This is a genomic window from Croceitalea dokdonensis DOKDO 023 (assembly GCF_001306415.1).
Lineage (GTDB): Bacteria > Bacteroidota > Bacteroidia > Flavobacteriales > Flavobacteriaceae > Croceitalea > Croceitalea dokdonensis.
Window position 1 is genome coordinate 21,731 of sequence record NZ_LDJX01000009.1, and the last position, 26,200, is coordinate 47,930.

A 26,200-nucleotide genomic window follows, 5' to 3' on the forward strand; every position below is an offset into this window, starting at 1 on the left:
TTCTGCGAGGATGCTGGGTACTTCTTGTTTAGACCTAGTAAACAGCCTTTAAAAATATTTAAATCGACTGATTATTTACAGTAGGGGCTTGAAAAAAGCGAGTAGAATCACCCAAAACTATGCTCCGTTACCTTTCCTTTAACACCCTTAAAATGGCTGGTAATCTTATTAAAATCGGCCTGCAGGTTATCTGTGGTAAAAAAAGGTTCCGCTACGGTAACTTGTTTTTTTGAAAAATCAAAGGCAACCATTACAATGGGTACTTCTGCCTTTTTGGCAATGTAATAAAAGCCTGTTTTTAGTTCAGTTACTTTTTTTCTTGTCCCTTCTGGGGCCAGGCATAACCTAAATTTTTCGCGCTCTTTAAAAATTTGGACGACATTGTCCACAACATTGGAGTTTTTTTTTCTGTCTACAGGGGCTCCTCCTGTCATTCTAAAAAACCATCCAAATGGGGGTTTAAAAAGACTTTTCTTACCAACATAATTAATCTGTTTCTTGGATATGGCACGCACCAACAAGCCAATAAAAAAATCCATCCAATGGGTATGTGGCACTACGATGACCACATATTTGTCCTGATCTGGGAATGTGCCTTGTAGGTTCCAACCCAAAATGTTGAAATATATGAATCTGGCCAGGTAATGGAACATGTCGTAAGGTTTTCCAACTCCAATTAGAGAAGGTTTAGATTAAATTTTAAGGTATATTTCCTTGAGCTCTTCCACTTTAACACGTTCTTTCCATTTGGGGCCAAGGGCATTTTCCCATAAGGGATCCATGGCAAGGGCTATGTGGACCATTTCATCCAGTTGATCATCGGAAAGTTGAACACATATTCCGGTTGGTAGGACAATTAGATGCTTTTTCAACATCTGCTTGAACAGGGTAACCCCATCGGGATAAAAAGCATTTAAATGTTGGAACACAAGACAATTGCCCAATCCGTGTTTGATACCCAACACATGGGATAGTCCGTAACTCATGGCGTGTGCCACGCCTACCTGGGAATAGGCAATGCTCATACCCCCATGCCAAGAGGCCATCATTAATTTTTCCTCCGCATCCTTTTTTGGCAAATCTCCCAAAAATACGTCTTGACATAAATCGAACGCTTTTTCACCGTAGCTCTGGCTAAATGCATTTAAATACGTACCCTGGAGTGATTCCACACAGTGGATAAAACAATCCATGCCCGTATAAAACCATTGTTGTTTTGGAACGCTTCCCAAAAAATCAGGATCTAGTACCACTTGGTCAAAGGTGGTATAATCCGAGTTGATGCCAAGCTTCTTTTGGGGACCGGAAAGCACTGCGGTCCTTGACACTTCTGCACCGGTTCCACTAATGGTAGGAACACCTACATGGTATAAACTTGGCCTACCTACCAAATCCCAGCCTTGAAAATTTTCTGCCCTTCCTTGGTTGCCCAGCATCACGGCAACGGCCTTTGCAAGGTCCAATAAGGAACCACCGCCTATGCCTACGACCCCTGAGGGTTGCTCATCAAAATCTTGTCGTATTTTATGGACCAAGGCATCTACTTGTTCCGTTTTGGGTTCCTCATTGGCGGAAACAAAAATAATTTGGTCGTTGAACAGCCATGGAATTCTAGTGACCAAGGTTTTATCTTGAAAAAAGTCGTCCACCAAAAAAATAAAAGGTGCATCGGAGTTTTTTCTTTTGGGCAAAAGAATATCAGCCAATTGGTCAAAACTACCGCGACCGTAGACAACGCGGGGTACCATGGGAAAATTTCTAAATTCTGTTTTATTTTTCAGTACTCTTTTTTTAGCATTAGACAACTCCTTCATACTCATTTTAAATACATCAACAGTTCCTTTATACCCCTTAACTCCAAATACGCTGTGGATTCCATGGCTTTTTTATGCACCATTTCATGGGCCCAGGTGGTATGAAAAGGGACATGCACCGCTTTAGCGCCTATATTGATTAAAGGTATAACATCTGACTTAAGGGAATTCCCTACCATCAAAAATTCATCCAACTTAATCTGTAGGTTATTTAACAAACCCCTATAATTTCCTTCTTTCTTGTCACTCAACACCTCTACATGGTTAAAAAACCGTTTTAGCCCAGATTTCTCAAGTTTGCGTTCCTGATCTAACAAATCTCCCTTGGTCAAAACAATGAGTCTATACTTGGGCATCAATGCCGTAAGCACTTCTTCGACCCCTGGCAACACTTCTACCGGATGGGCAATCATTTGTTTGCCCATATCCAAAATTTTCATCAGGGTTGAACTAGGGACATTTCCGTTGGATAAGTCCAAAGCGGATTCTATCATGGATAACATAAAGCCTTTGATACCATAACCATAAAGCTCCAGATTTTCTATCTCTGTTTTAAACAACTCCTGATCGATCTTATTCTTGGTTTCATAGCCCTCTAAAAGTGCTGCAAACTTTTCCTCGGTTTCCCTGAAGTAGGTTTCGTTGACCCACAGGGTATCATCGGCATCAAAACCTACGACTTTAATATGGCTAAAATCTACTTCCATGCTTTCTTGGCCCGCTCTAAATCTTCCGGGGTATCAATTTCTATACCTGTCACATGGGTTTCCACCATTTTAATCTTTTTTCCATATTCCAAAAACCTGATCGCCTCTATCTTTTCCGTCGCTTCCAACGGTCTCATTAGCAACTGTTTAAAATCTGCCAGTGCCCTTTTTCTAAAGGCATAGATTCCTTTGTGTTTGTAATAGGTTGCCCCCGCATTCTTATCCCTTGGAAATGGGATGGGCGAGCGGGAAAAGTAAAGTGCAAAATTACGGTGGTCCACGATGACCTTAACCGTATTGGGATTATTAATTTCTTCCCAGTCGGTAATGGGTGTCATTAAGGAGGCTAAATCTATTTCACCGGCCTCATCCTCATAAAAAACTTTAATAATGCGTTCCAGACTTACATGGTCTATAAAAGGCTCATCGCCCTGCACGTTAATGGCTATGTCAACATCCAGGTCTTCAACGGCTTCTGCAATGCGATCGCTACCGCTTTCATGTTGATTTTTGCTCATCATGGCATTTCCGTTGTTCTCACGAATTAAATCATAGATAACAGGGCTATCCGTAACAACCACAACATCATCAAAAAGACCCGTCTTCATCACGGCTTCATAAGTTCTGAGAATCACTGGTTTACCATTTAAATCCTGCATCAATTTTGCAGGAAAACGGGAAGCTTGGTACCGGGCTGGAATCATGGATATTATTTTCACGGGAACCTGGTTTTATAGTTGGTTTATTTGGTTCTTGGTCTTAAGCGTCTATAAATTCTGAAAATGACCACCAAAATAATAATCACCAATATGATGGCTATTGGAGGCACAAGTATGGATGCCGTTGAAACAGCTACGGCCGTTCCCGTCTCTACGGTAGAGACAATAGGGTTTGCCAAACCACCTGTGGTGGCACTGGAGGTTAGCCTACCCGCCGCGTTTGCCCCTTTTATGGCGGTTGCCGTGCCTCCACCGGCAATTATGGCCAACGCCCACGTAATCACCGGGTCTAAATCTGCAACGGTGGACACCATTACCGCTGTTCCCGCGATGGCCGCCAAGGGTAGGGCAATACTGTCCAATGCATTATCCACCCATGGAATAAAATAAGCGAAAATTTCTACCAAGGTAGCGACACCAAGGGTCAAAAGTGCCGCAATACTGCCTATCCAAGTCCAACTATCATTTAGCTCCCAAACATTCAAATAGGCCGCAAGACTCAATGCAAATAACGGCAAAAACACCCTAAAACCAGCAGAGGCTGCAAGCCCTATTCCAAGAAAAATACTGATGATCGTTTCGGCTGTCATTATAAAATCCTTTTGTTTAAAAATACGGGATTACTATTCAAGAAAAAAATCATCTTTGAACCCAATTAAATACAGCTTGTCTTTTGCCCTGGTCACAGCGGTATACAGCCATCTTAGGTAATCTTTATTGATACCGTCCCGCAAATAAGGTTGCTCCACAAAAACCGTTTGCCACTGCCCCCCTTGCGACTTATGGCAAGTTATGGCATAAGAAAACTTTACTTGCAGGGCGTTAAAGTAGGCATTGTTCTTTACTCCCATAAATTGTTTGTACTTGGACTTTTCATGCGCATAGTCTTTGGAAACTTCTTGATACAGTCTGTTTCCGTCTTCATACGGCAAAGAGGGGGTTTCTGCTTTAATGGTATCCAACAACAACACCGTTTCAAAAGGTTTTTGGTTGGGGTAGTCCACCATTTGCACTTTTACCTCTGCAAACCTAAAACCGTAGAGTTCCTTGATGGCAAAAAGTTCCAGTACTTCAATAATGTCACCGTTGGCTATAAATCCTGCTTCTGAGGTAGGTTTAAGCCAAAAATAATTGTTTTTGACTACCATCATAAAATCGCCCACTGCTATTTCATGGTCCAAAAACAGAATTCGCTGCCGGATGTTTTCATTATAAAGGTTGGCCCTTTTATTGGAACGCACTATAATGGCAGTTTCTTCTTTGCCATACTGGCTATAGGCTTCATCAATAGCGGCTTGGATTTCATTTCCATCGATAAGCCTTACGATATCCTTAAAATCCTGTAACCGAAACTTGAAATCCTCAAAATAGTTTTGTTCCAATTGCTCTCGCAGATTAGTGGCATTGTACAAAATCCCGGAAGTGGCTGCTTGGCGCATTACTTCATCCAACGCTATAACGGTCACCTCCTTATTATAGGTTAAGGACAGTTTATCTTCTTCAAGGGCAGGGCTTACATCCAATTTTACTGGAGGTAATTGGGCCGTGTCCCCTATGAGCACCAATTTACAGCCATGTCCGGAATACACATAAAATATTAAATCATCCAACAATGAGCCATTCTCAAACAATTTGGAATCCGAGGGGCTATCGGGAATCATAGAAGCCTCATCGACAATAAACAAGGTGTTCCTGTGCTTGTTTGGGGCCAAAACAAAGGTTACCCCTCCACTACCTTGTTTTTTGGGAAAATAAATTTTCTTGTGAATGGTAAAGGCGGTAGTTCCTGCATAATTGGACATCACCTTTGCGGCCCTGCCCGTAGGGGCTAGTAATACAGCTTTCATTTTAACGTTCCACAACTGCTTCACCAACGCACCAATGATGGTGGTTTTACCCGTACCCGCGTATCCTTTTAATAGGAATAAACGCTCTTTGGACGTGGAAAGGGAGAACGCAGCAAACTCTTGCAATGTTCTGTCCTGGAGCAACGTAGGTTCATGTGGGAACTTCGCTACCAGAAGACGGTAAAAATCATGGCTGTTCAACTGGGACATAGACCCCCAAATATAGCTATCATTTTTAGGACAAAAACTTTCGTGATTAAAAAAAAATTGTAGATTTGTCTTAACCACTAAAACTAATTTAACGCTGTAGAAAATGAAGACCGTTATACAAATTGTACTTTGGATTGCCTGTATTTTTTTAGCTTATCTTATTTACCAATCTGTAAATGCCCCCATAGAGTTCAATAAGGTTAGAAAGGAACGTTTTTCCGAAGTAATTGCCAAATTAAAGGATATTAGGGATTCACAAGAAGCTTATAAATCCGTTAACGGAAGGTATGCCGGGAGTTTTAACTCGCTCATCAAGTTTGTGGACACCGGGAACTATACCATTACCCAACAACGGGATTCCTCTTTTATGAGATTTGATAAGGTTTACCAAATAGAACTGCAAAAGGACACCATAATCATTGATACCTTAGGTTTTGTGAAGGTGAAGGATTCCCTGTTTAAAAACGATGACCGCTACAAGAGCATGATGGAAGTGCCTTATGCACAAAATGGGGAAACCTTTGAGTTAAAGGCGGATATTATAGAGAAAAGTGGGTATAGGGCACCGGTATTTGAAGCCAAGGTAAAGAAAAGTGTTGTTCTCTATGACCAACCTAAAGACCTTTTGGCCCGTGAGAATGCGCATGTTAGTGTAGAAGAAGTTAACGGGGACGTTATTAAAGTAGGTTCTTTGACCGATGTTAGCACCAATGGTAATTGGCCACCGATATATGACCGAAAAAACGATTAATATTGCCGCACTAGCAAAAGAAAAACAGATTAGACTGTCCATTCAATGTAGTTTGAATGGACTTTCTTTTTTTATCATCGATACCATTCTAAACAAGGTATTGCTTACTGATGGCGAACAATTTAAAACGTCCAAAACACCTTACCTGGTCTTAAAATCGCTACAAGCACTTTTAGCGAAGCACGGAATTGACACGTTAAAGGGTATTGAAACTACGGTCATTCATGACAATGATATGTTCTGCCATGTGCCAAATGCCTTATTTAATGAGGATGAATTACCCAATTACCTAAAATTCAACGGTAAACTGTTGGCCAACGATGAGGTAGTTTTTGATAGCGTATCCAATGCAGAACTGTCTACAGTTTACGTGCCCTTTACTAACATTAACAACTTTATTTTTGACCTTTTTGGAGTGTTCCAGTTTAAACATTTAAGCACTGAATTATTGGAGACATTGGCAAAACATCAGAAAGGTCATGGCACAGTCTGTTATGCCCATTTTTCCGAACGCAATTTTGAAATCGCGGTGTACCAACAAAAAAAACTGCAATTGTACAACCAGTTTCAGTATACCACCAAGGAAGATGTCCTGTATTACCTCCTTTTTGTATACGAACAACTGCAATTGGACGTAGAAGAAGTAAAACTAAAACTCTTTGGCCTTGTAGAAGAGGACGATGTCATATTTGACATCTGTTACACCTATTTTAGGAAAGTTCAGGTCTTTGAGCCCAAAAACCTTTTATTTAGTTCAAAACCTAACGGTACAGGTAGCATTGACCTAACATTGCTCAGTTAACCCTATGCGGATTATATCAGGAAAAAATCGCGGTAAGCGAATCATTGCGCCAAAAAAATTACCGGTCCGGCCCACAACGGATATGGCCAAGGAAGGCCTTTTCAACATCCTTAACAACAGGTACCGCTTTGAAGATGTAAAGGTATTGGACATGTTCGCTGGCACGGGGAATATTAGTTATGAATTTGGGTCTAGGGGGACAAAGGACATCACAGCGGTAGACGCTAGTGCCCCTTGTGCCTCATTTATCATTAAGACTTCAAAAGCCTTGGATTTGGACATTAACGTTAAGCGGATGGATTGCTTTAAATACTTGGAGAGAACAAGGGAGCGTTTCGATATCATTTTTGCAGACCCTCCTTATCATCTTGATGTTTCCGTTTTCTCAAAAATTCCAGAACTGGTTTTTGAACACAACCGCCTCCAAAAAGATGGATTATTGATTATTGAGCATGCAGACCGTATGAACTTAGAGCATTTAAAACACTTCCACGTTCAACGTAAATATGGCAGTAGTATTTTCAGCTTTTTTCAGGAGCTAGATTAAACCCATATTTTAACGCTTTCGCCACACTTTTTTATCGGGTAGCACGTTATTTTACCAAACAAATATCTTATGAAACCCCTAAAATACTTACTACTTACTTGCCTCATCGCTACGTTCATATCCTGTGATAACGATGAGGACACTACTGCCGCTGTTAATCCAGAGTCCATTGTTGGGACATGGTCCTTAAGTGCGCTTGAAGCGGATGTGAACCTAACGTCTAGCTTTGCCAATTTGCCAATAAGCAGTAATACTAGGAGCGTTGGTGAAAATTTTGACTATACGGTTGTTTTTACTGAAAACACCTATACCGCTGAAGGCAGTTACGATATTGTGACAACAGGAACGGTAAACGGACTGCCCATAGACACGGATAGACAGACCATCACCGACGCTTCGGAAACAGGAACCTACAGCCTATCCAACGGTAGCATTGAATTTGGTGGGGAATTATTTGATTTGGCATCCTCTGAGCTGGAATTAGGTGAATTTACCGGTGACCAAGCACTCAATATCGTTTTTGACAGCAACGGAAATTTGGTCATGACCCAAACCTTGGAGACTACCGTTGAGGAGGAGGGAATCACCGTAGCCACCACTATTGACGCCGAAATAGTGTTGACGCGCAACTAAAGACCCAAAACAGGGAAAAACCTCCTAACAGATTTTCTGCCGTGCAATGGCATTATTTCATGGTTTCTAACCCTTGAACTTGTTAAACTACCGCAATTTATTTAAAAATAAGCAATAAGAACAAAGCCGAACCAAAGTTCGGCTTTGTGTTTTATAGCAGACCATAAGCCGGATTCTGTTCCATTCACCTAAGTGAACCGTCTTATCATTTATCTGGACCATTGGTTGCCCAATGGCTCTAGCCGCCTACCCTCCAACTTGGACGTGCCGCCCTATCCTGAATCATCAGGGCATTGGTTTACATGACGTTTCACCACATAGAGTTTACCTGATTTCACTACAGCCTAACTGTACTTGCTTTCTGTTGCACTTGTCCGCCCATACCTAAAAAAGTATGGTGACGGGAGTTACCCGCTATGCCGCACTATGGTGTCCGGACTTTCCTCTATATCCTAAACTTAAACTCAGCTTCCAATGCGTCTGAAAACCAGAATCAAAAAAATGCTAAAACAAGTTCAAAACATAGCGATAAGAACATCTGCTAAACAAAGGTACTCCAATTGTTAATAACTACTCCCATGGATTGAGGCATGAGTCCACGAACGACAAACGCTCTTTTTTATCTTTGTACCATAAACTGGAATTGATTGGAACCCTTCGTTGTATCGGCAAGAAAGTATCGCCCACAGACCTTTAAGGATGTTGTGGGGCAAAAATCCATTACGGACACCCTAGAAAACGCGATTAGCCAAAACCATCTGGCACAAGCCTTGCTATTTTGTGGGCCCAGAGGGGTTGGTAAAACCACATGTGCAAGGATATTGGCCAAGGAAATCAATCAAGATGGACAACAAAACCAAGATGAGGACTTTGCCTTCAATATTTTTGAACTTGATGCAGCATCCAATAACTCGGTGGACGATATCAGAAACCTTACAGACCAAGTGCGCATTCCACCGCAGGTTGGGAAATTTAAAGTATACATTATTGATGAGGTCCACATGCTTTCCCAAGCAGCCTTTAATGCATTTTTAAAAACCTTGGAAGAACCTCCAAAACATGCCATTTTTATCCTGGCCACCACGGAGAAGCACAAAATTATCCCTACCATTCTCTCCAGGTGTCAAATATTTGATTTTAAAAGAATTACTGTAACGGATGCTGCCGAATATTTAAAATATATCGCCCAGGAACAAGGCATAGAGGCAGAAGATGACGCTTTGCATATCATTGCCCAAAAAGCAGACGGCGCCATGCGGGATGCCCTGTCCATTTTTGACCGGGTGGTCAGCTTTGCGGGTAAGTCATTGACCAGGCAAGCGGTTACAGAAAACTTAAATGTGCTTGATTATGAGGTATATTTTAAGACCACGGATTATATCCTGGAACATGATATCCCACAATTGCTGGTATTACTCAACAGCACCTTAGCACTTGGGTTTGATGGCCATCATTTTATTGCAGGACTAGCTTCCCATTTTAGGGATTTAACCGTTTGTCAATACCCACAAACCATTTCGCTATTAGAGCTTGGGGAACAAACAAAACAACAATACCTAGACCAGGCCAAGAAAGTAGATCGGGCCTTTTTGGTAAAGGCCCTGGAATTGGCCAACGATTGTGATTTAAAATACAAGACAAGTAAAAACCAACGATTGCTTGTAGAACTTACATTGATGAAACTCGCCTCCTTGGGTTTTGAAACATCGGAAAAAAAAAAGCCTGATTTCTTAATACCTGCTACCCACTTTAAGGGGCAACCCTTCCAAAGTACAACAACATACGCCATAACGGATGAAACGACCTTGAACGTTGCGCCAGAGGAACCCAAGCCACTGGAAATACCTAAAACATCTGGTGCTAACATTCAACTCCCCGCTAAACCCGTAAAAAAAATAGAACTCAAAAATAGACCTGAACGTGTTTCTGGATTATCCTTATCTAGCTTAAGGGCAAAAAAAGAGCACGAACAGGCTAAAAAGCCGCTTGAAAACCCAAAAGAACTACCAAAGACTCCTTTTAAGGAAAACGAAATGAGGCGCTTATGGACAGATTTTGTGCAAATCTTGGAGGATAAAGGAAAAAAAATATTGGCTGCAAACCTACAGGCAGATGTTCCCAAACTTAAAGAAGACTTTGTTATTGCCATAGAACTGCCCAACACTACCATGAAAAAGGAGGTAGAACGGGAACAGAGCCTAATGCTCAACTATTTAAAAGAGCAATTAAACAACCATTCCATTACGCTCCAGATTACGGTAAACGAAGAGGCAGCAAAAAAGTTTGCTTTTACTCCAGAGGAAAAATACCAAAAGTTAAAGGATAAAAATCCGGCCATAGAACTTTTGAGAAAAGAATTTGACTTAGATTTTTAAACATGATGTTAGGACTTAAACTACCTACGGATCCAAGATGGGTAAATATTGTTGAAAAAAATATTGATGAAATTTTAACAGATCATGCGTATTGCGAGCAAAAGGCGGCAAGCACAGCCATTTCATTGATTGTTTCCTTTCCTGAATATACGGAACTGATAAAGGAAATGATCGCACTTTCCAGAGAGGAAATGGGACATTTTAAAATGGTACACGATCTAATTTTAGAGCGAGGTGGTACCTTAGGAAGGGACAGAAAGGACGAATACGTTATTGCACTGCTCAAATTTTTTCCAAAGGGAGGTAGCCGCACTACCCAGTTAGTACATCGCTTGTTGTATGCAGCATTGATAGAGGCTAGAAGTTGTGAGCGTTTTAGGTTGCTCTCAGAGCAACTGGAAGATAAAAAACTGGCAACCTTTTATCGCAAGTTGATGATCAGCGAAGCAGGGCATTATACCATGTTCCTGAAATTTGCTCGACAGTACGGGAACCGCTCGGAAGTTGACCAAAAATGGCAAAACCTTTTAACCTATGAAGCTAAAATCATGAAAGATTTGGGCCAAAAGGAAACCATTCATGGCTAAAGGAAGTTTTTAAACTGGCCTCCACTTAAATTTAGCCCTCTAATTTCTCTTTGTAATAATCGTAGAGTGCAAACTGGGAACGCAACTTGGGAAGGTTGTCCAATTTGTAAGCGTTGTCATGCTTGTCCGAAAAGACACGCCCCTTTACATTGTCCCGCCAAGAAATGGAAAAACCATCCAACACCTCCTGTTTGATGCCTTCGTCATAAATAGGACAACCTACTTCTACACGGTAATCAATATTACGTGTCATCCAATCTGCTGAGGAAATGTACACTTTAGGGTTGTCATTGTTACCAAAAATGAAAACACGTGGATGTTCAAGAAACTTATCCACCACACTAATGGCCTCAATATTCTCGCTCATGCCCGGAACTCCGGGCACCAAGCAACAAATGCCCCTGATAATCATTTGTATCTTCACCCCTGCCCTACTTGCCTCATAAAGCTTGTCCACCATCTTGTAAGAGGTAAAACTGTTCATCTTTATTTTGATATAGGCGGGAAGGCCATTTTTGGCATTGGCTATCTCCGTATCAATTAGTTTGGTGAAAACGGTTTTTGTATAGTGTGGAGAAACGATAAGGTGCTTATACTTGGTTATCTGATAGGGCACCTCAAAAAAGTCGAATACCCGGTTTACATCCTTTAAAATCTCTGCATGGGCAGTGAACAGGGTATAATCCGTATAGATTTTGGCCGTAGACTCATTAAAGTTACCCGTACTTATAAAACCGTATCTTTTTAAGCCTTGGTCCTCTTCCCGTTCCACAAAGCAGACCTTGGTATGTACTTTAAGTCCGGGTATCCCAAAGATGAGCTTAATCCCTTCTTCTTGAAATTGGTTAGCGTATTTGATATTGGCCTGTTCATCAAACCTTGCCTGCAGCTCTATTTGGACAGTAACCTCTTTTCCGTTCTTTGCCGCATTGATCAAAGCCGCAGCTACCTGGGAGTTATTGGCCAACCTGTAAACGGTCAGTTTTATTTTTCTGACTTTGGGGTCCAAGGCCGCCTCCTTTAAAAAATTAATGACATAGGAAAACGTTTGGTAGGGGGTATAAATCATATAGTCCCGCTGGGCAATCTGCTCCAAGATACTACCGTTAAGATTAAAATCCTTTACGGGCAGGGCTGTGATCTTATCATATTGCAAATCATCGCGTCCCAAACTGGGAAACCCCATATAGTCCCTGCGGTTATGGTACCTACCCCCGGGTATGACACTGTCCGTTTCCTCAATCCCCATCTTATCCTTCAAAAACCGAAGGGTATCCATTTTAATGCTCTTATCATATACAAACCTAACCGGATCACTATGTTTACGATTGTCAACACTGGACGATATCTTTTCTATAAAACTCTTGCTCAGGTCATTATCCATATCCAGCTCCGCGTCCCTGGTTATTTTAATCATATGGGAAGAAATCTCTGCATATTCAAACATGCTGAAAATCCGGTCCATACAAAAACGGATAACATCATCAACCATCATAATATAGTTCTTACCATCTTCCGGTGGCAACACCACAAAACGTTTTAGTTTTTTAGGAATTTCAATCAGGGCATATTGTATTCCCTTTTCAGTGATGCCAAATTTATCCTCACCCTTTAAAACCATCCGTACGGCCAAATAGGCAGCGGTGTCCTTTAGTTTGGGAAACTTGGCTAGATTGTTAAGGATAATGGTGATTAACTGTGGGTTAACCTGTTTGTAAAAATAGTCCGATACAAATTCGGTTTGAGACTCGCTTACCTCGGTCTCATTGATCAAAAAGATGTTCTCCTTCTCTAGTTCTTCTTCAATTTCGGTTAAAATTTTACCACTCTTGGCCTGCAGTTGAATGACATTTTTTGTGATTTCCTCCAATAAATCCTTCGCAACTTCACCCCCCAAGACGCTCTTACCAGACCTCCCTGCGTCCACGATACGCTTTACCGTGGCGTATCTCACCTTAAAGAATTCATCCAAGTTATTGCTAAAGATTCCAAGGAAACGTAAGCGCTCAATTAACGGAACCCTTTTATCCGCGCTTTCTTGCAACACCCTATCATTAAAGTGCAACCAGCTAATTTCCCTATTGATATATTCGTTTTTTGGCTTTGACATAAACTACTTTAATTCTTTTGGAAAAATCGTTTTTAGTGTGGTTCCCTTGTTGATGGTTGACCAGTCATCGGTTTTAAACACTATCCTAACCAACCCGGCTGTGGGCACATTGGAAATATAAGTATCTCCAAGCGTATTCACAAGTGATGTAAAGGCATGGTTATGCCCAAATAAAAGCACATGGTCCAGGCCATTATGCAAAGACCTGATAAAGCCAAGTACATCCTCTCCAGAAAAATCATAGAGGGTATTGGAAACTTGAAACTTTTTAAAATCGTACCCAACCCCTCCAAGAACAATCATTGCCGTATGCAGTGCCCTGTTAGCGGGACTGGACCATGCAAAATCTATGGTACCGCCAAGCTGATTCAATGCTTTGGCCACTAAAATGGCATCAGAAATACCGCGTTCCTTCAATGGTCTGTTCTTATCAGAAACCTGATATTCCCAAGACGATTTTGCATGCCTTATAAATGTAATGGTCTTTGTCATCGATTACGGCTGTAAACGTTCAATTTTCCAATTATAGTCGGGCATTAAAGAATAGCGAATCCGATCATGCAATCGGTTGGGGCGTCCTTGCCAAAACTCCAGTGAAATTGGGCGCACCAAATAGCCGCCCCAATTTGCGGGACGTTGCACCGGGCCATTCCCATATTTTTTTTCTAAGGCGTGCAGACGTTCCGTTAAAACATCACGCGATGCAACCACCTTACTTTGTTGAGATACAATGGCGCCTAACTGACTCCCAACAGGCCTGGACTCAAAATAGCCATCAGAAAGGTTTGGCGCTATTTTTTCCGCTTTCCCTTTTATAATTACCTGTCTTTCCATATTGGGCCAAAAAAAGGAGAGGCACACCTCTGGGTGTTGCGCAATGGCCTTACCCTTTTCACTTTCATAATTGGTATAAAAGACAAAGCCTTCATGGGTATATTTTTTCATAAGGACTACCCTACTCTTTGGAAACCCGTCCAGACCAATGGTAGATACGGTCATGGCATTGGCCTCATCAATTCCACCAGCGCCCTCCACCTCATAGAACCATTTTTGAAATTGCTGCATGGGATTTTCATCAATCACAGATTCCAACAGTTGGCTCTTGTCATAAGACTTTCTGTAGTCACTTAAATCTTTTTGCATAGCATTTCTAGTATATAAACAAAGTTCTGCAAAAGAAAGAAGATATAGAAATACCTTGGGTATAATTAAAGCTCAAAAACTTTACCGTCTTCTGCGAGTGAAACCTCATCAAAAATGGTTTCTGCTTCTTGTTTAAAAAGTGCCAAAGATTTGTAACGGGTAGAATAGTGGCCTAGAATCAAGTGTGATGCATTGGCCATTTTCGCTATCGTGGCAGCCTGTTTGGCAGTACTGTGCTTGGTTTTCTGGCAAAGGCCTTCCTCAGAATCCAAAAAAGTGGATTCGTGATAAAGCACGTCAACATCTTTTATCAAGGGCACCATATCCTCTTTGAAAGCGGTATCACTGCAAAACGCATAGCTTTTAGGTTTGGGTGGGTCAAACGTAAGAAGGGTGTTATCTACTACTTCCCCGCTACTGCTTTGGGCGTCTTTCCCTTTTTTTATATTTCGCAACTGGCTTTTATCTATGCCATATGCATTTACCGCTTGGATATCCAAGTTTCTAAGTGCTTTTTTCTCACGGAACAAAAACCCATTGGTGTAAATCCTATGGGATAACGGAATGGTCTCCACGGTAACCTTGTCATCTTCATATACCATCTCTGATGAAGTTGACGTAAGTTCATGAAAGTACAGGTTATAGTTGGTCCATGAATCGCCTAGCTTTAACAATAAGGTTATGGCTTCCTTTATTCCCTTTGGCCCATAAATATGCAAATCCTGTTTTCTTCCCAATAATCTAAACGTGGAGACCAGTCCCGGGAGACCAAAAAAATGATCACCGTGAAGATGCGAGATAAAAATATGATGAATCCTGGAAAACTTAATTTTATGTTTTCTTAATTGCAATTGCGTCCCCTCACCACAATCTATTAAAAACATATGGTTTTTAATCTCCAACACCTGGGAGGTTGGATTGGACAGTGATCTTGGCGTTGCGGCGTAACAACCGAGTATGGTTAACTTCATAAGCCTAAATCCCGCTCTATTTCTTCCATTTCAATAATGTCCTTGGCTTCTTGGATGGTGGGTACTACACAAATTTCCTCCGGCACCTCATCATAGGTCACTTTATCCGTTACCAATACAAAAGACTTATTTGCGGACCTATGGGTGTTTGATATCTCAAGAAATTCAAGCATATCGTTAGCAGTAAGACTATCAAAAGAAAATAAATTAACGATAATATGGTCTGCTTTTATCCGCTCATAAGATTGATTGAAATTGGCAATGAACGCTCTAAGGTCATTGTCTTCTTGAAAAATAGTAGTGGTACTCCCTTCTTTATCAAAAATCATGGCTACTTTATTTTGGAGGCCAGCAGATAGATAACAGCCATACGGATGGCAACACCATTCTCTACTTGGTTTAAAATCACGGACTGATCGGAATCTGCAACATCCGAGGTAATCTCCACTCCACGGTTAATAGGTCCTGGATGCATAATAATGATGTCCTTATTGATGCTATCCAATAGTTTTTTATTAATTCCAAACTGTTGTGTGTATTCCCTGGTAGAGGGAAAGTAACTGATGTCCATACGCTCATTTTGCACCCGAAGCATATTGGCCACATGGCACCATTCCAGCGCCTTTACCAGATTGGTCTCCACGCCTACCCCCAAGCTTTCTATATATTTTGGAATCAAGGTTTTAGGGCCGCACACTTTAACGTTCGCTCCTTGTAATCTTAAGGCAAAGATGTTGGACAAGGCTACCCTGGAGTGTAAAATATCTCCCACAATTACCACGTTTTTACCTTTTACATCCCCCAATTTTTCACGAATGGAGTAGGAATCCAATAAGGCTTGGGTTGGATGTTCATGTGCACCGTCTCCCGCATTGATAATGGAGGCATTCACGTGCTTGGAAAGAAAAATGCCAGCCCCGGGATTGGGATGCCTCATCACCACCATATCCACCTTCATGGAAAGGATATTGTTTACCGTATCTATTAAGGTCTCACCCTTCTTTACTGAGGACTGGCCAGCCGAAAAGTTGACCACATCTGCAGAAAGTCTTTTTTCTGCCAATTCAAAAGATAGGCGGGTACGGGTGCTGTTTTCAAAAAAAATATTGGCAATGGTAATATCACGTAAAGTGGGTACCTTCTTGATGGAACGGTTAATGACTTCTTTAAAATGGTCCGCCGTTTCAAAGATGAGGTCAATATCCTGCTTGTTTATGTACTTGATACCTAATAAATGATTGACGCTCAGTTGGCTCATATGCTATTCACTAATTAAATATACGGTATCCTCCCCATCATTTTCTTTCCACATCACTTTTACCCTTTCCCCATTGATGGCATCCACTTGCCTACCCCTATAATTTGGCTGGATAGGAAGATGTCTGCTAAACCTTCTGTCAATTAGGGTGAGTAGCTCTATCTCATCCGGTCTTCCAAAAGATTGTATGGCGGTAAGCGCTGCCCGTATGCTTCTTCCTGTGTACAGTACATCATCAATAAAGACAACCTTCTTGTCCTCCACCAGAAAATCTATCTTAGTTTTGTTTGCCTCTAGGGTTTTATCTCCCCGTCTAAAATCGTCCCGATAGAAGGTAATGTCCAGCAAACCCAATTTTACCTGTTTCACCCCGTAATCCTTCTGCAATATTTCCGTCAGCCGTTCGGCCAAAAAAGTACCCCTGGGTTGAATACCAATTAAAACCGTTTTGGAAAAGTCTAGGTGCCGCTCCAACAATTGGCAAGCCAAGCGATGTAAGATAATGTGAATTTCCTTGGAAGATAGTAGTACGCGTTGACCCATAGAACCGTTTGCCGTATTCAGTGTACAAAAATACGCAAATAGATATAAAAGAAAAGCCCTTGGGGATTCCAAGGGCTCTCATATTCACTATGGTCAACAAACTACTTTTTCTTGGCGTCTGCTTCCATTTTATCCTTCAATGCTTGTAACTGGGAATTTGCATCTCCCAAAGTTGGGGCCGCCTCATCCGCAGAGGCCGCCATTTTCTTTTTGGCGGTGCGTACGTTGCGCTCTTCTTGCTCCCTAAAAATAGCCGTATGACTGGCCACTACGCGCTTAAAGTCCTTGTTGAACTCAATGACCTTGAATTCTACCTCTTCACCTTTGGTGATTTTCTTACCATCCTCTTTTTCCATGTGTCTTGATGGAATAAAGCCAGTGATATCCTCATTGAACATTACGGTAGCACCTTTGTCCACGATATCGGAAACAGCTGCTTTGTGTATGGTACCTTCAGCAAACTCAGTTTCGTATTTATCCCAAGGATTCTCCGTGGTCTGCTTGTGTCCAAGGCTTAATTTTCTACCATCAACATCCAACTCCAGGACCTCAACTTCCAAGGTGTCGCTCACATTTACAAACTCAGATGGATGCTTGATTTTCTTGGTCCAAGAAAGATCGGAAATATAGATAAGGCCATCAATGCCCTCTTCCATTTCAACAAAAACACCAAAGTTGGTAAAGTTCCTTACGATACCTTTATGTCTGGAACCAACAGGATACTTAGATGTAATATCTGTCCATGGGTCTGGCGTTAACTGCTTAATACCAAGGGACATTTTTCTGTCTTCCCTATCCAAGGTCAGGACAACGGCTTCAACCTCGTCACCCACTTTTACAAAATCTTGGGCAGAACGCAGATGCGTAGACCACGACATCTCGGAAACGTGGATTAGGCCTTCCACACCTTCAGCCACTTCTATAAACGCTCCATAATCTGCAATTACGACTACTTTACCTTTTACCTTGTCCCCTATTTTAATTTCATCGCCAAGGGCATCCCATGGGTGCTTTTCTAGTTGCTTAAGACCTAGCTGTATTCTGGATTTGTTATCATCAAAATCAAGAATTACAACGTTCATTTTTTGGTCTAGTTCCACAACCTCGTTCGGGTGGTTGATTCTGCTCCAGCTCAAATCCGTAATGTGGATAAGACCGTCTACACCACCAAGGTCTATAAACACTCCATAAGAGGTAATGTTCTTTACAACACCTTCCAGTACCTGACCTTTTTCCAATTGGCCAATGATCTCCTTTTTCTGCTCCTCAATATCCGCCTCAATAAGGGCTTTATGGGAAACCACAACGTTTTTGAACTCGTGGTTGATTTTGACTACTTTAAATTCCATGGTTTTACCCACGTACTGGTCATAATCACGTATGGGCTTCACATCAATTTGTGAACCGGGCAAGAAAGCCTCAATACCAAATACGTCTACGATCATCCCACCTTTGGTTCTGCATTTTACAAAACCGGTTACAATTTCCTCCTTGTCATGGGCCGCATTTACGCGATCCCAAGCCATGATGGTCCTTGCTTTCCTGTGCGAGAGTACCAATTGACCGGTTTTATCTTCCCTAATATCAATAAGCACCTCTACTTTATCACCAACTTTTAAATCTGGATTGTATCTAAATTCGTTCAAAGAAATTACGCCCTCTGACTTTGCATTGATGTCAATAATGGCCTCACGGTCCGTCATGTGCACAACGTGACCTTCTACCACCTCTGCATCGGCAGTGTCTACAAAGTTTTCTTCCACCAAGGATTCAAACTCCTTCAATTTGGTATCGTCCACACGTTCAATACCCTCTTCGTACTTATCCCAATCAAAATTTTCCAAAAATTCCTTTGGATCTTGTTTAGGGGTTTCTTTTTTGGTTTCTACTACCTCTTGAAGTGTTTCGGTAGCTTCTGTTGTTGCTGTAACGGTTTCTGCCGCCTCAGCTGGTTTTTGTTCTTCAGCCATCTGCTGATTAAAATTTGTATTTCACGGGATGCACAAGAGCCAAACGATTACCGTAAAAGTTGTTATTGTTTTCTTTTGTTCCTTTTTTTCTCTTGCCTTCGTTAAAAAAGGAGTGCAAAAATACAATTAAATATCTGTTTTACAAAGTATTGTTGTTTTTGCTGTCAGGACCCAAAAACAGTGCTACCATTACTTGATGTTATGTGACTTATTTACTTATCTTGTGTCCTAATTTTAACAAATAACTAATAATAAATAAGGAGTATGAGTGTAAAAGCTAAATATCAGGCGGTGCTTGACCTTGGGCAACAGTTGGGAATCAAAAACGGAGACGTTACCGAGGATGGTGGGGTTCTTAAAATAAAAGGTGAGGCCAATACGCCTTACGTTAAAAATGTACTTTGGGATAAAATAAAGGAAATTGGTGGAGAGAGCGCTGCAGACATCAAGGCTAATATTTCCGTTTCTGATGATTCCGTCTACCACAGACATACTGTAAAAAGCGGGGAGTCTCTAAGCAAGATTGCCAAGCACTACTATGGTGACCCTATGAAATATACCAAAATCTTTGATGCCAACACTAATATCTTGAAGAATCCAGATGTGATTCATCCGGACCAAGAGTTGGTAATTCCCAACCTCTAAAACATAGGCTAAAGAAATCAAAATTAAAATCCGCAATAAACTGCGGATTTTTTTTGATTAAAGCTTCTCTATAATCCGTATGGCCAAATTATAAATCCGCTCAAACTGCTCTTTTAAACCCATGTCACTGTTGTCAAACAAAATGGCGTCATCGGCTCTACGTAATGGGGACTCTTCTCTATTTGAGTCTATGTAATCCCTCTTTTGAACATTTTCCAATACTTCTCCATAAGTGATGTTATCTCCACGCTCTAACAGCTCCCTGTACCTTCTGGTGGCCCTGGCATCCGCTGAGGCGGTCATAAATAGTTTCAGCTCCGCATGGGGGAAGACCACTGTTCCTATATCACGTCCGTCCATTACAATGCCTTTGGCCTTGCCCATTTCTTGTTGTATGGCCACCAATTTTTCCCTCACTGCCTTTACTGTGGCAACTTGGCTCACAAATCTGGAAACTTGCATGGTACGGATTTCCGTTTCTACATTTTTCCCGTTCAGCAACATATCTGAGCGACCTGTTTGTTCATTAGGCAGAAAACCAAGCTGAATGTCTTTCAACTTTAAGCATAGCTCAGATGCCTTAAATCCATCTTCTGAAATCAACCCATGATGCAGTGCATACAAAGTGACAGCCCGGTACATAGCACCCGTATCCACATAAATATAACCTAGGGCAGCTGCCAACTGTTTTGCAATAGTACTTTTACCAGTAGAAGAAAAGCCATCAATGGCAATGGTAATCTTGTGCATAGTCCAAAGGTAGCTAAATTTGCTTAGCGGTAGTCGCTGGCTTTTCATCAATACGCTTTACGCTAGGACAATTTCCATAACCTTTTCGCCCAGCAACACAACGTCCAAAATTAAGCTTCAAGGCTACAATTTTTTAGCGTTTTTTACTTTTTGTTTTGTGATGGCCAAATCAATAACCTCGCTCATATCGCTGACATAATGGAATACAAGGCCTTTTAGATAATCTGCCTTGATTTCCTGAATGTCCTTAAGATTCTCTTTACAAAGGATGATTTCCTTGATTTTGGCACGTTTTGCCGCAAGAATTTTTTCCTTGACACCGCCAACTGGAAGCACTTTGCCACGTAAGGTGATTTCCCCTGTCATAGCCACGCTCTTTTTTACCTTTCTTTGGGTAAAGAGGGATACCAGCGAGGTCAGCATGGTTATCCCTGCACTGGGGCCATCTTTAGGCGTTGCCCCCTCTGGTACATGGATATGTACATTGTACTTCTCAAAAACCTCTGGGTTAATGTTGAACAAATCTGCATTGGATTTTATGTACTCCATGGCAATGGTTGCGGACTCTTTCATCACCTTGCCCAAATTCCCCGTGATATTTAGGCTTCCCTTGCCTTTTGATAATATGGATTCTATAAATAGGATATCACCGCCAACACTGGTCCAGGCCAATCCCGTGACCACCCCCGCAACATCATTGTTCTCATATTTGTCACGTTCCATTCTTGCAGGTCCAAGGACTTTTTCCACATGGTCATTGGTCACCTTAATGTCATACGACTCCTCCATTGCAATATTCTTCGCAGCATAACGTACCATTTTGGCAATCTGCTTTTCCAGTCCACGTACACCGGATTCCCGTGTGTAACCCTCTACTATTTTCTCCAATTGGAGTTTTCCAATTTTAAGATCCTTAGCGGTAAGGCCATGCTCTGTTAATTGCTTGGGCAAAAGGTGTTTTTTGGCAATTTCAACCTTTTCCTCTATGGTATAGCCAGTTACGTTAATAATTTCCATACGGTCCCGAAGCGCAGGTTGTATGGCTCCAAGATTATTGGCCGTGGCTATGAACATGACCTTCGAAAGGTCATAGCCCATTTCCAGGAAATTATCATAGAACTCACTATTTTGTTCTGGATCCAAAACCTCTAGCATGGCAGAAGAGGGATCACCCTGATGGCTATTGGAGAGTTTGTCTATTTCATCCAGAATAAAAACAGGGTTAGATGTCCCAGCCTTTTTCAGGCTTTGGATAATTCGCCCAGGCATGGCGCCAATGTAGGTTTTTCTATGCCCCCTTATTTCGGCCTCATCTCGCAACCCTCCCAATGAAATCCTTACATATTCGCGCCCCAAGGCCTCTGCAACAGATTTGCCCAATGAGGTTTTACCAACCCCTGGAGGTCCGTACAGACACAAAATGGGGGACTTCATATCATTGCGCAATTTTAGAACTGCCAAATATTCAATAATTCGTCTTTTTACCTCCTCTAAACCATAATGGTCACGGTCCAAAATGCGCTGTGCCCTTTTTAAATCAAACTTATCCTTGGAAAACAACTCCCATGGCAATTCCAAAAATAGGTCCAGATAATTACGCTGAATGGAGTATTCTGCCACCTGCGGGTTCATGCGCTGCATTTTGGCCAATTCTTTTTCAAAATGTTCCCTTACTTTTTTGGACCATTTTTTCTTTTTGGCCTTCACCCGCATTTCATCCACTTCTTCTTCATAGGACAGGCCGCCCAGCTCCTCTTGTATGGTCTTCATTTGCTGGTGAAGAAAATACTCCCGTTGCTGCTGGTCCATATCTGAACGAACCTTGGATTGGATATCATTTTTTAGCTCCAACTTTTGGAGTTCTAAATTCATGTATTTTAAAGTGGCCAAGGCACGTTCCTGCAAATCTGGAACTTCCAATAAATGTTGTTTTTCTGTCATCCCCAAGTTTAGGTTGGATGATACGAAATTGATTAAAAACGAATTGCTTTGGATATTTTTAATGGCGAAGGTGGCCTCCGTGGGAATATTTGGATTGTCTTTTATGATTTTATAGGCCAACTCTTTGATGCTGTCTATGATGGCCAAAAATTCTTCATCATCCTTATCAGGTCGTTTTTCCTCTGCCTCCCTTATGGTAGCCGTCATATAGGGTTCCTCTGTGAGTACCTCTGCAACTTCAAATCTTTTTTTCCCTTGGATAATAACGGTGGTATTCCCATCTGGCATCTGCAATACCCTAAGAATTCTCGCCACGGTTCCCGTGGTATGGATGTCTTTAACACGGGGATTCTCTATCTCTTCATCCTTTTGGGAGACTACGCCAATGGTCTTATTGCCATTGTTGGCATCCTTTATAAGGTTAATGGATTTATCCCTCCCAGCGGTAATAGGTATGACCACCCCTGGAAATAAAACCGTATTTCTTAAGGGCAAAATCGGGATGGTCTCCGGTAAGCTTTCCTTGTTCATCTCTTCCTCATCCTCCGGTGTTAGCAATGGAATCAATTCCGCATCTTCATCAATTCCCTGTAAGGACATATTGTCAATATTTCCAAATTTTAAACTTCCCATATTTTTATTATTCGGTCATTCTGTCATTTACGGACACACATCCGTAAGAATCAATTTTCACTTTAGCACCCAGTAAAACCGTCTAAACAAGCTAAAACAGCTACACTCTTACCCTGGTTGCGTTCCCATAGTGCAATAGCTGTGCCACGCCATGGATTAAATAAAAGAAGAAAAGTGTAACAAATTGTAATTTGGGTCATCTATTCCCTAAACCAAACAACTTTTTGAGCCAAAAAAGTGAACATACAGAATCCCTAGTGGAGGCATGCTTACAAGGAAAACCAAGTGCACAATTGGCATTGTACAATCAATATTACAAGGCCATGTACAATACTGCATTAAGAATTGTAAAGCATACCGCAGAGGCCGAGGATATTATGCAAGAATCATTTTTAAATGCATTTACAAAACTGCACACCTTCAAAGGAGAGGTTTCCTTTGGGGCATGGTTAAAAAAAATAGTCATCAACAACAGCATTTACCACTATAGAAAACAGCAGAAAAACAGTGCAGTTGCCATTGAAGATGTTGTATACAAGGTCAAGGACAATGACGGAATTGGGCTAGAAGACCATGGTTTTACAGAACTGAAGGCTCAAAAAGTGATGGATACCATGAATAGTTTAAAAGACAATTACAGAATTTCTTTGACCTTACATTTAATAGAAGGGTATGATTATGAGGAAATTGGACAAATTATGGATATAAGTTATGCCAACTGTAGAACGATGATCTCTAGGGCAAAGACGAGTCTAAGAAAAAAATTAATCAACGTATTGTGATGAAGCAAAAGGATACCATAACAACACTTTTTGAGAGGCTTAAGGGCGAATTTGACCTGGGGCATCCAGCCGATGGCCATCAACAACGCTTCTTAGAAAAGCTGAACAAGTCCGCAGGTACAGTGGCTTTGGGTAAAAAAAACAAAAGCTGGTGGAAACCGCTTACCGTAGCGGCAAGTATAGTAGTAATGGCCGTTTTGGGCTTTACATTTATAGCTATACCTACCAACCGCGAGCAACGTATGGTAGATATATCACCTGAAGCTTCAAAAACACAGTTTTATTTTGCGGGCCTTATTGAGGAACAAGTACAATTGTTGAAGAATGAAAAGTCTCCAGAAACTGAAAAATTGGTGCTCGATGCGCTCAACCAATTAGGACAATTAAAAAAGGATTATGAAAAGTTAGAAAAAGATTTGATTGGCGGTGGAGACAGTAAACTTATTCTAAATGCCATGATCATCAATTACCAAACAAGAATTGATCTTTTACAGGAGGTGTTGCAAACCATAGACAGAATAAAAAATTATAAAAAGAAAAACAATGAGAATGATATTATCTAAAAGCATTACCCTATGCCTCACTTTAATGACCATGGTGGCTTCTGCCATGCCCAATGAAGGAGAATTTAAAGGAAAACATACCAAAGAGAAAACAATTAAGAAGGAATTTAACAGCTCCGCGACAGGACTGTTGAAAGTAAAAAACAGTTATGGTAATTTGAACATCACCTCTTGGAACCAAGATAAAATATCCATAGAAGTACATATTAAAGCAAACGGAAACAATGAAGACAAGGTAATTGATCGCCTATCCGAAATTGATGTAGATTTTGAGAATAGCGCCACTATGGTCTCGGCCATAACCAGATTTGGGCAACGCAACAGAAGTTGGAACTGGGGATGGGGCAAAAACAACAATGTAAACGTCCAAGTAAACTATACCATTAAACTACCTATAAAAGGCAGTGTAGATTTAAGTAATGATTATGGCAGTATTTTTTTGGACCGAATAGACGGACACGCCAAAATAAGTTGTGACTATGGAAAAATGGATATTGGAGAGCTTCGCGGACGTAACAATGAACTGCGTTTTGACTATACTTCGCGCTCTACATTTGACTATATTGAAAGTGCCAGCATCATAGCAGACTATTCCAGTTTCACCATAGAAAAATCAGGAGACCTAAAAGTAACTGCAGATTATAGCAATGGAACAGTTAAGGAAATGGCAGACCTCAGCTTTACATCGGATTACGGGTCCATGACCATTGAAAGTGTCCAAAACGTATCTGGCAATGGGGACTATTTTGGTCTAAAATTGGGAAAGGTTTATGGCGATATAAGCCTTACGGCGGATTATGGTTCCATAAAAATTGCTGAGCTTACGGAACAGGCGGGTGATGTAAGCATAAGATCAGATTACACGGGCATCCGGATTGGTTACCAAAGCAACCACAATTTTGATTTCGAAATTACAACGGAATATGCCGGGGTAAAAGGAAAAGAAGAGTTTACAGTTAATATCAGTAAAGAAAAGTCAGGAGATAAGTACTACAAAGGATTCTACGGGAAAGAGGGTTCTGGAAACAGCATTACCATTACAAGCGAGTACGGCGGAATTACATTTGAACGCGTTGAATAGTAATGCATGTCCGCCTGAAACGCAAAACTACACCCATGCTTTCTATTGCAAATTAATAATAAACTTTAATCTAAAAAAAATGAACATTATGAGAACAAAACTAACGATTACGATAGCCCTCTTATTTTTGGTAGCTACCAATGCACAATGGGGCAAGCGTATTAAAGGAAATGGCAAAACGGTTACCATAGAACGTACCGTGGGGGAATATGATGCTATAGCTGTCTCCGGATGGTTTGATGTTGAATTGGTTTCTGGACCAGAGGGCGACATTAGCATCAAAGGGGAAGAAAACTTGCTGGAATATATTAAAACCGAAGTAAAAGATGGCAAATTGACCATTAAAACCTCCAAGGGTGTAAATTTGAAGCCCTCCAATTGGAATTCAGGAATTTACGTGACCGTACCCATTGAATCTGTGCGTATGGTTTCCCTCTCTGGCTCTGGTGATGTGACCACCAATACCGTTATTAAAGCAAACAATTTTGAAACCAGTATTTCTGGCTCTGGGGATATATCCCTAGCCATTGAGGCCACTAATGTAGCGGCGTCCCTATCTGGCTCAGGTGACATTAATCTTTCAGGCACAGCAGTTAATTTTGACGTATCTGTCTCTGGTTCTGGCGACATCAATGCCTATGCATTGGAAGCGGAAAATGTAAACGCCCAGGTTTCTGGCTCCGCCGATATTAAGGTAACGGCCAAAGACATGCTTAAGGCGCGGGTTTCCGGTTCTGGGGATATCACCTATAAAGGCTCCCCAAGAAAAGTAGATTCCAAAACCGCAGGATCTGGGGATATAGAGGCCTATTAAAAAT

Annotated in this window: 27 protein-coding genes and 1 other RNA gene; 11 read left to right on the top strand and 17 right to left on the bottom strand. The window is 41.3% G+C overall.

What is annotated here, in order from left to right:
- Positions 1 to 107: 107 nt before the first annotated feature.
- The 6 genes from I595_RS15620 to I595_RS15645 form a co-directional block, all read right to left on the bottom strand.
- Positions 108 to 653: a 1-acyl-sn-glycerol-3-phosphate acyltransferase gene (locus tag I595_RS15620; RefSeq protein WP_054560390.1), complete on the bottom strand. Its 546-nt coding sequence runs from the start codon at positions 651 to 653 to the stop codon at positions 108 to 110.
- Positions 654 to 692: 39 nt separating this feature from the next.
- On the bottom strand, positions 693 to 1,748 hold the full coding sequence (locus I595_RS15625) for an iron-containing alcohol dehydrogenase family protein (RefSeq protein ID WP_083467647.1): 1,056 nt from the start codon (positions 1,746 to 1,748) through the stop codon (positions 693 to 695).
- 68 nt (positions 1,749 to 1,816) lie between these two features.
- Entirely contained in the window at positions 1,817 to 2,521 is a 705-nt protein-coding gene (locus tag I595_RS15630; protein ID WP_054560392.1) for an HAD family hydrolase, read from the bottom strand.
- Positions 2,512 to 3,225: a 3-deoxy-manno-octulosonate cytidylyltransferase gene (kdsB, locus tag I595_RS15635; RefSeq protein WP_172675966.1), complete on the bottom strand. Its 714-nt coding sequence runs from the start codon at positions 3,223 to 3,225 to the stop codon at positions 2,512 to 2,514. Before kdsB ends, I595_RS15630 begins: the two co-directional genes overlap by 10 nt.
- A 38-nt stretch (positions 3,226 to 3,263) precedes the next feature.
- Positions 3,264 to 3,830 (bottom strand): DUF4126 domain-containing protein, encoded by a 567-nt coding sequence (locus I595_RS15640; RefSeq protein ID WP_054560394.1) that lies wholly within the window; start codon positions 3,828 to 3,830, stop codon positions 3,264 to 3,266.
- A gap of 33 nt (positions 3,831 to 3,863) precedes the next feature.
- A complete protein-coding gene (locus tag I595_RS15645) occupies positions 3,864 to 5,297 on the bottom strand; it encodes an ATP-dependent DNA helicase (protein ID WP_054560395.1) in 1,434 nt (477 codons plus the stop codon).
- 103 nt (positions 5,298 to 5,400) lie between these two features.
- Between I595_RS15645 and I595_RS15650 the strand changes: the two genes are divergently transcribed.
- The 4 genes from I595_RS15650 to I595_RS15665 all read left to right on the top strand — a co-directional run bounded on the left by I595_RS15650 (position 5,401) and on the right by I595_RS15665 (position 8,030).
- Positions 5,401 to 6,048, top strand: a complete 648-nt coding sequence (locus I595_RS15650) for a hypothetical protein (protein WP_054560396.1) — start codon at positions 5,401 to 5,403, stop codon at positions 6,046 to 6,048.
- Positions 6,029 to 6,850, top strand: coding sequence for a DUF3822 family protein (locus I595_RS15655; RefSeq protein WP_083467645.1), 822 nt, complete (start codon positions 6,029 to 6,031; stop codon positions 6,848 to 6,850). Before I595_RS15650 ends, I595_RS15655 begins: the two co-directional genes overlap by 20 nt.
- A gap of 4 nt (positions 6,851 to 6,854) precedes the next feature.
- Entirely contained in the window at positions 6,855 to 7,397 is a 543-nt protein-coding gene (locus I595_RS15660; protein WP_054560397.1) for an RsmD family RNA methyltransferase, read from the top strand.
- Positions 7,398 to 7,466: 69 nt separating this feature from the next.
- Positions 7,467 to 8,030, top strand: coding sequence for a lipocalin family protein (locus I595_RS15665; RefSeq protein ID WP_054560398.1), 564 nt, complete (start codon positions 7,467 to 7,469; stop codon positions 8,028 to 8,030).
- A gap of 148 nt (positions 8,031 to 8,178) precedes the next feature.
- On the opposite strand, the gene rnpB is transcribed toward I595_RS15665, so the two are convergent.
- Positions 8,179 to 8,518, bottom strand: an RNA gene (gene rnpB, locus I595_RS15990) — RNase P RNA component class A.
- Positions 8,519 to 8,677: 159 nt separating this feature from the next.
- Between rnpB and dnaX the strand changes: the two genes are divergently transcribed.
- Both dnaX and I595_RS15675 read left to right on the top strand, forming a co-directional pair.
- Complete coding sequence (gene dnaX, locus I595_RS15670; RefSeq protein ID WP_054560399.1) at positions 8,678 to 10,405, top strand: DNA polymerase III subunit gamma/tau; 1,728 nt, start codon at positions 8,678 to 8,680, stop codon at positions 10,403 to 10,405.
- Between the two features lie 5 nt (positions 10,406 to 10,410).
- Positions 10,411 to 10,992, top strand: coding sequence for a MiaE family protein (locus I595_RS15675; RefSeq protein WP_054560459.1), 582 nt, complete (start codon positions 10,411 to 10,413; stop codon positions 10,990 to 10,992).
- A gap of 31 nt (positions 10,993 to 11,023) precedes the next feature.
- Here the strand turns inward: I595_RS15675 and ppk1 are convergent, their stop codons facing one another.
- The 8 genes from ppk1 to rpsA form a co-directional block, all read right to left on the bottom strand.
- Complete coding sequence (ppk1, locus tag I595_RS15680) at positions 11,024 to 13,102, bottom strand: polyphosphate kinase 1 (RefSeq protein ID WP_054560400.1); 2,079 nt, start codon at positions 13,100 to 13,102, stop codon at positions 11,024 to 11,026.
- Positions 13,103 to 13,105: 3 nt separating this feature from the next.
- Positions 13,106 to 13,594, bottom strand: a complete 489-nt coding sequence (locus I595_RS15685) for a SixA phosphatase family protein (protein ID WP_054560401.1) — start codon at positions 13,592 to 13,594, stop codon at positions 13,106 to 13,108.
- A gap of 3 nt (positions 13,595 to 13,597) precedes the next feature.
- Positions 13,598 to 14,245: a pyridoxamine 5'-phosphate oxidase gene (gene pdxH / locus I595_RS15690; RefSeq protein WP_054560402.1), complete on the bottom strand. Its 648-nt coding sequence runs from the start codon at positions 14,243 to 14,245 to the stop codon at positions 13,598 to 13,600.
- A 65-nt stretch (positions 14,246 to 14,310) separates the two neighbouring features.
- A complete protein-coding gene (locus tag I595_RS15695; RefSeq protein ID WP_054560403.1) occupies positions 14,311 to 15,216 on the bottom strand; it encodes a ribonuclease Z in 906 nt (301 codons plus the stop codon).
- Entirely contained in the window at positions 15,213 to 15,545 is a 333-nt protein-coding gene (locus tag I595_RS15700) for a hypothetical protein (protein ID WP_054560404.1), read from the bottom strand. Before I595_RS15700 ends, I595_RS15695 begins: the two co-directional genes overlap by 4 nt.
- A gap of 2 nt (positions 15,546 to 15,547) precedes the next feature.
- Positions 15,548 to 16,474: an aspartate carbamoyltransferase catalytic subunit gene (locus I595_RS15705; protein WP_054560405.1), complete on the bottom strand. Its 927-nt coding sequence runs from the start codon at positions 16,472 to 16,474 to the stop codon at positions 15,548 to 15,550.
- Positions 16,475 to 16,477: 3 nt separating this feature from the next.
- Positions 16,478 to 17,017, bottom strand: a complete 540-nt coding sequence (gene pyrR, locus I595_RS15710) for a bifunctional pyr operon transcriptional regulator/uracil phosphoribosyltransferase PyrR (RefSeq protein ID WP_054560406.1) — start codon at positions 17,015 to 17,017, stop codon at positions 16,478 to 16,480.
- Between the two features lie 101 nt (positions 17,018 to 17,118).
- Positions 17,119 to 18,987 (bottom strand): 30S ribosomal protein S1, encoded by a 1,869-nt coding sequence (gene rpsA, locus I595_RS15715; protein WP_054560407.1) that lies wholly within the window; start codon positions 18,985 to 18,987, stop codon positions 17,119 to 17,121.
- 264 nt (positions 18,988 to 19,251) lie between these two features.
- Here rpsA and I595_RS15720 point away from each other — a divergent pair, with 264 nt between their 5' ends.
- Positions 19,252 to 19,632, top strand: a complete 381-nt coding sequence (locus I595_RS15720) for a LysM peptidoglycan-binding domain-containing protein (RefSeq protein ID WP_054560408.1) — start codon at positions 19,252 to 19,254, stop codon at positions 19,630 to 19,632.
- A 57-nt stretch (positions 19,633 to 19,689) separates the two neighbouring features.
- On the opposite strand, the gene cmk is transcribed toward I595_RS15720, so the two are convergent.
- Positions 19,690 to 20,382, bottom strand: coding sequence for a (d)CMP kinase (cmk, locus tag I595_RS15725; protein WP_054560409.1), 693 nt, complete (start codon positions 20,380 to 20,382; stop codon positions 19,690 to 19,692).
- Positions 20,383 to 20,505: 123 nt separating this feature from the next.
- A complete protein-coding gene (lon, locus tag I595_RS15730; protein ID WP_054560410.1) occupies positions 20,506 to 22,956 on the bottom strand; it encodes an endopeptidase La in 2,451 nt (816 codons plus the stop codon).
- Between the two features lie 224 nt (positions 22,957 to 23,180).
- On the opposite strand from lon, the gene I595_RS15735 reads away from it, so the two are divergent.
- From I595_RS15735 to I595_RS15750, 4 genes are all read left to right on the top strand, one after another.
- A complete protein-coding gene (locus tag I595_RS15735) occupies positions 23,181 to 23,738 on the top strand; it encodes an RNA polymerase sigma factor (RefSeq protein WP_054560411.1) in 558 nt (185 codons plus the stop codon).
- The gene (locus I595_RS15740; protein WP_054560412.1) at positions 23,738 to 24,301 is read left to right on the top strand and encodes a hypothetical protein; all 564 of its coding nucleotides are present in this window, start codon (positions 23,738 to 23,740) and stop codon (positions 24,299 to 24,301) included. The genes I595_RS15735 and I595_RS15740 overlap by 1 nt, the downstream gene beginning before the upstream one ends.
- On the top strand, positions 24,282 to 25,382 hold the full coding sequence (locus I595_RS15745; RefSeq protein WP_054560413.1) for a DUF4097 family beta strand repeat-containing protein: 1,101 nt from the start codon (positions 24,282 to 24,284) through the stop codon (positions 25,380 to 25,382). The genes I595_RS15740 and I595_RS15745 overlap by 20 nt, the downstream gene beginning before the upstream one ends.
- Positions 25,383 to 25,470: 88 nt before the next feature.
- Positions 25,471 to 26,196 (top strand): head GIN domain-containing protein, encoded by a 726-nt coding sequence (locus I595_RS15750; RefSeq protein WP_054560460.1) that lies wholly within the window; start codon positions 25,471 to 25,473, stop codon positions 26,194 to 26,196.
- Positions 26,197 to 26,200: the final 4 nt, after the last annotated feature.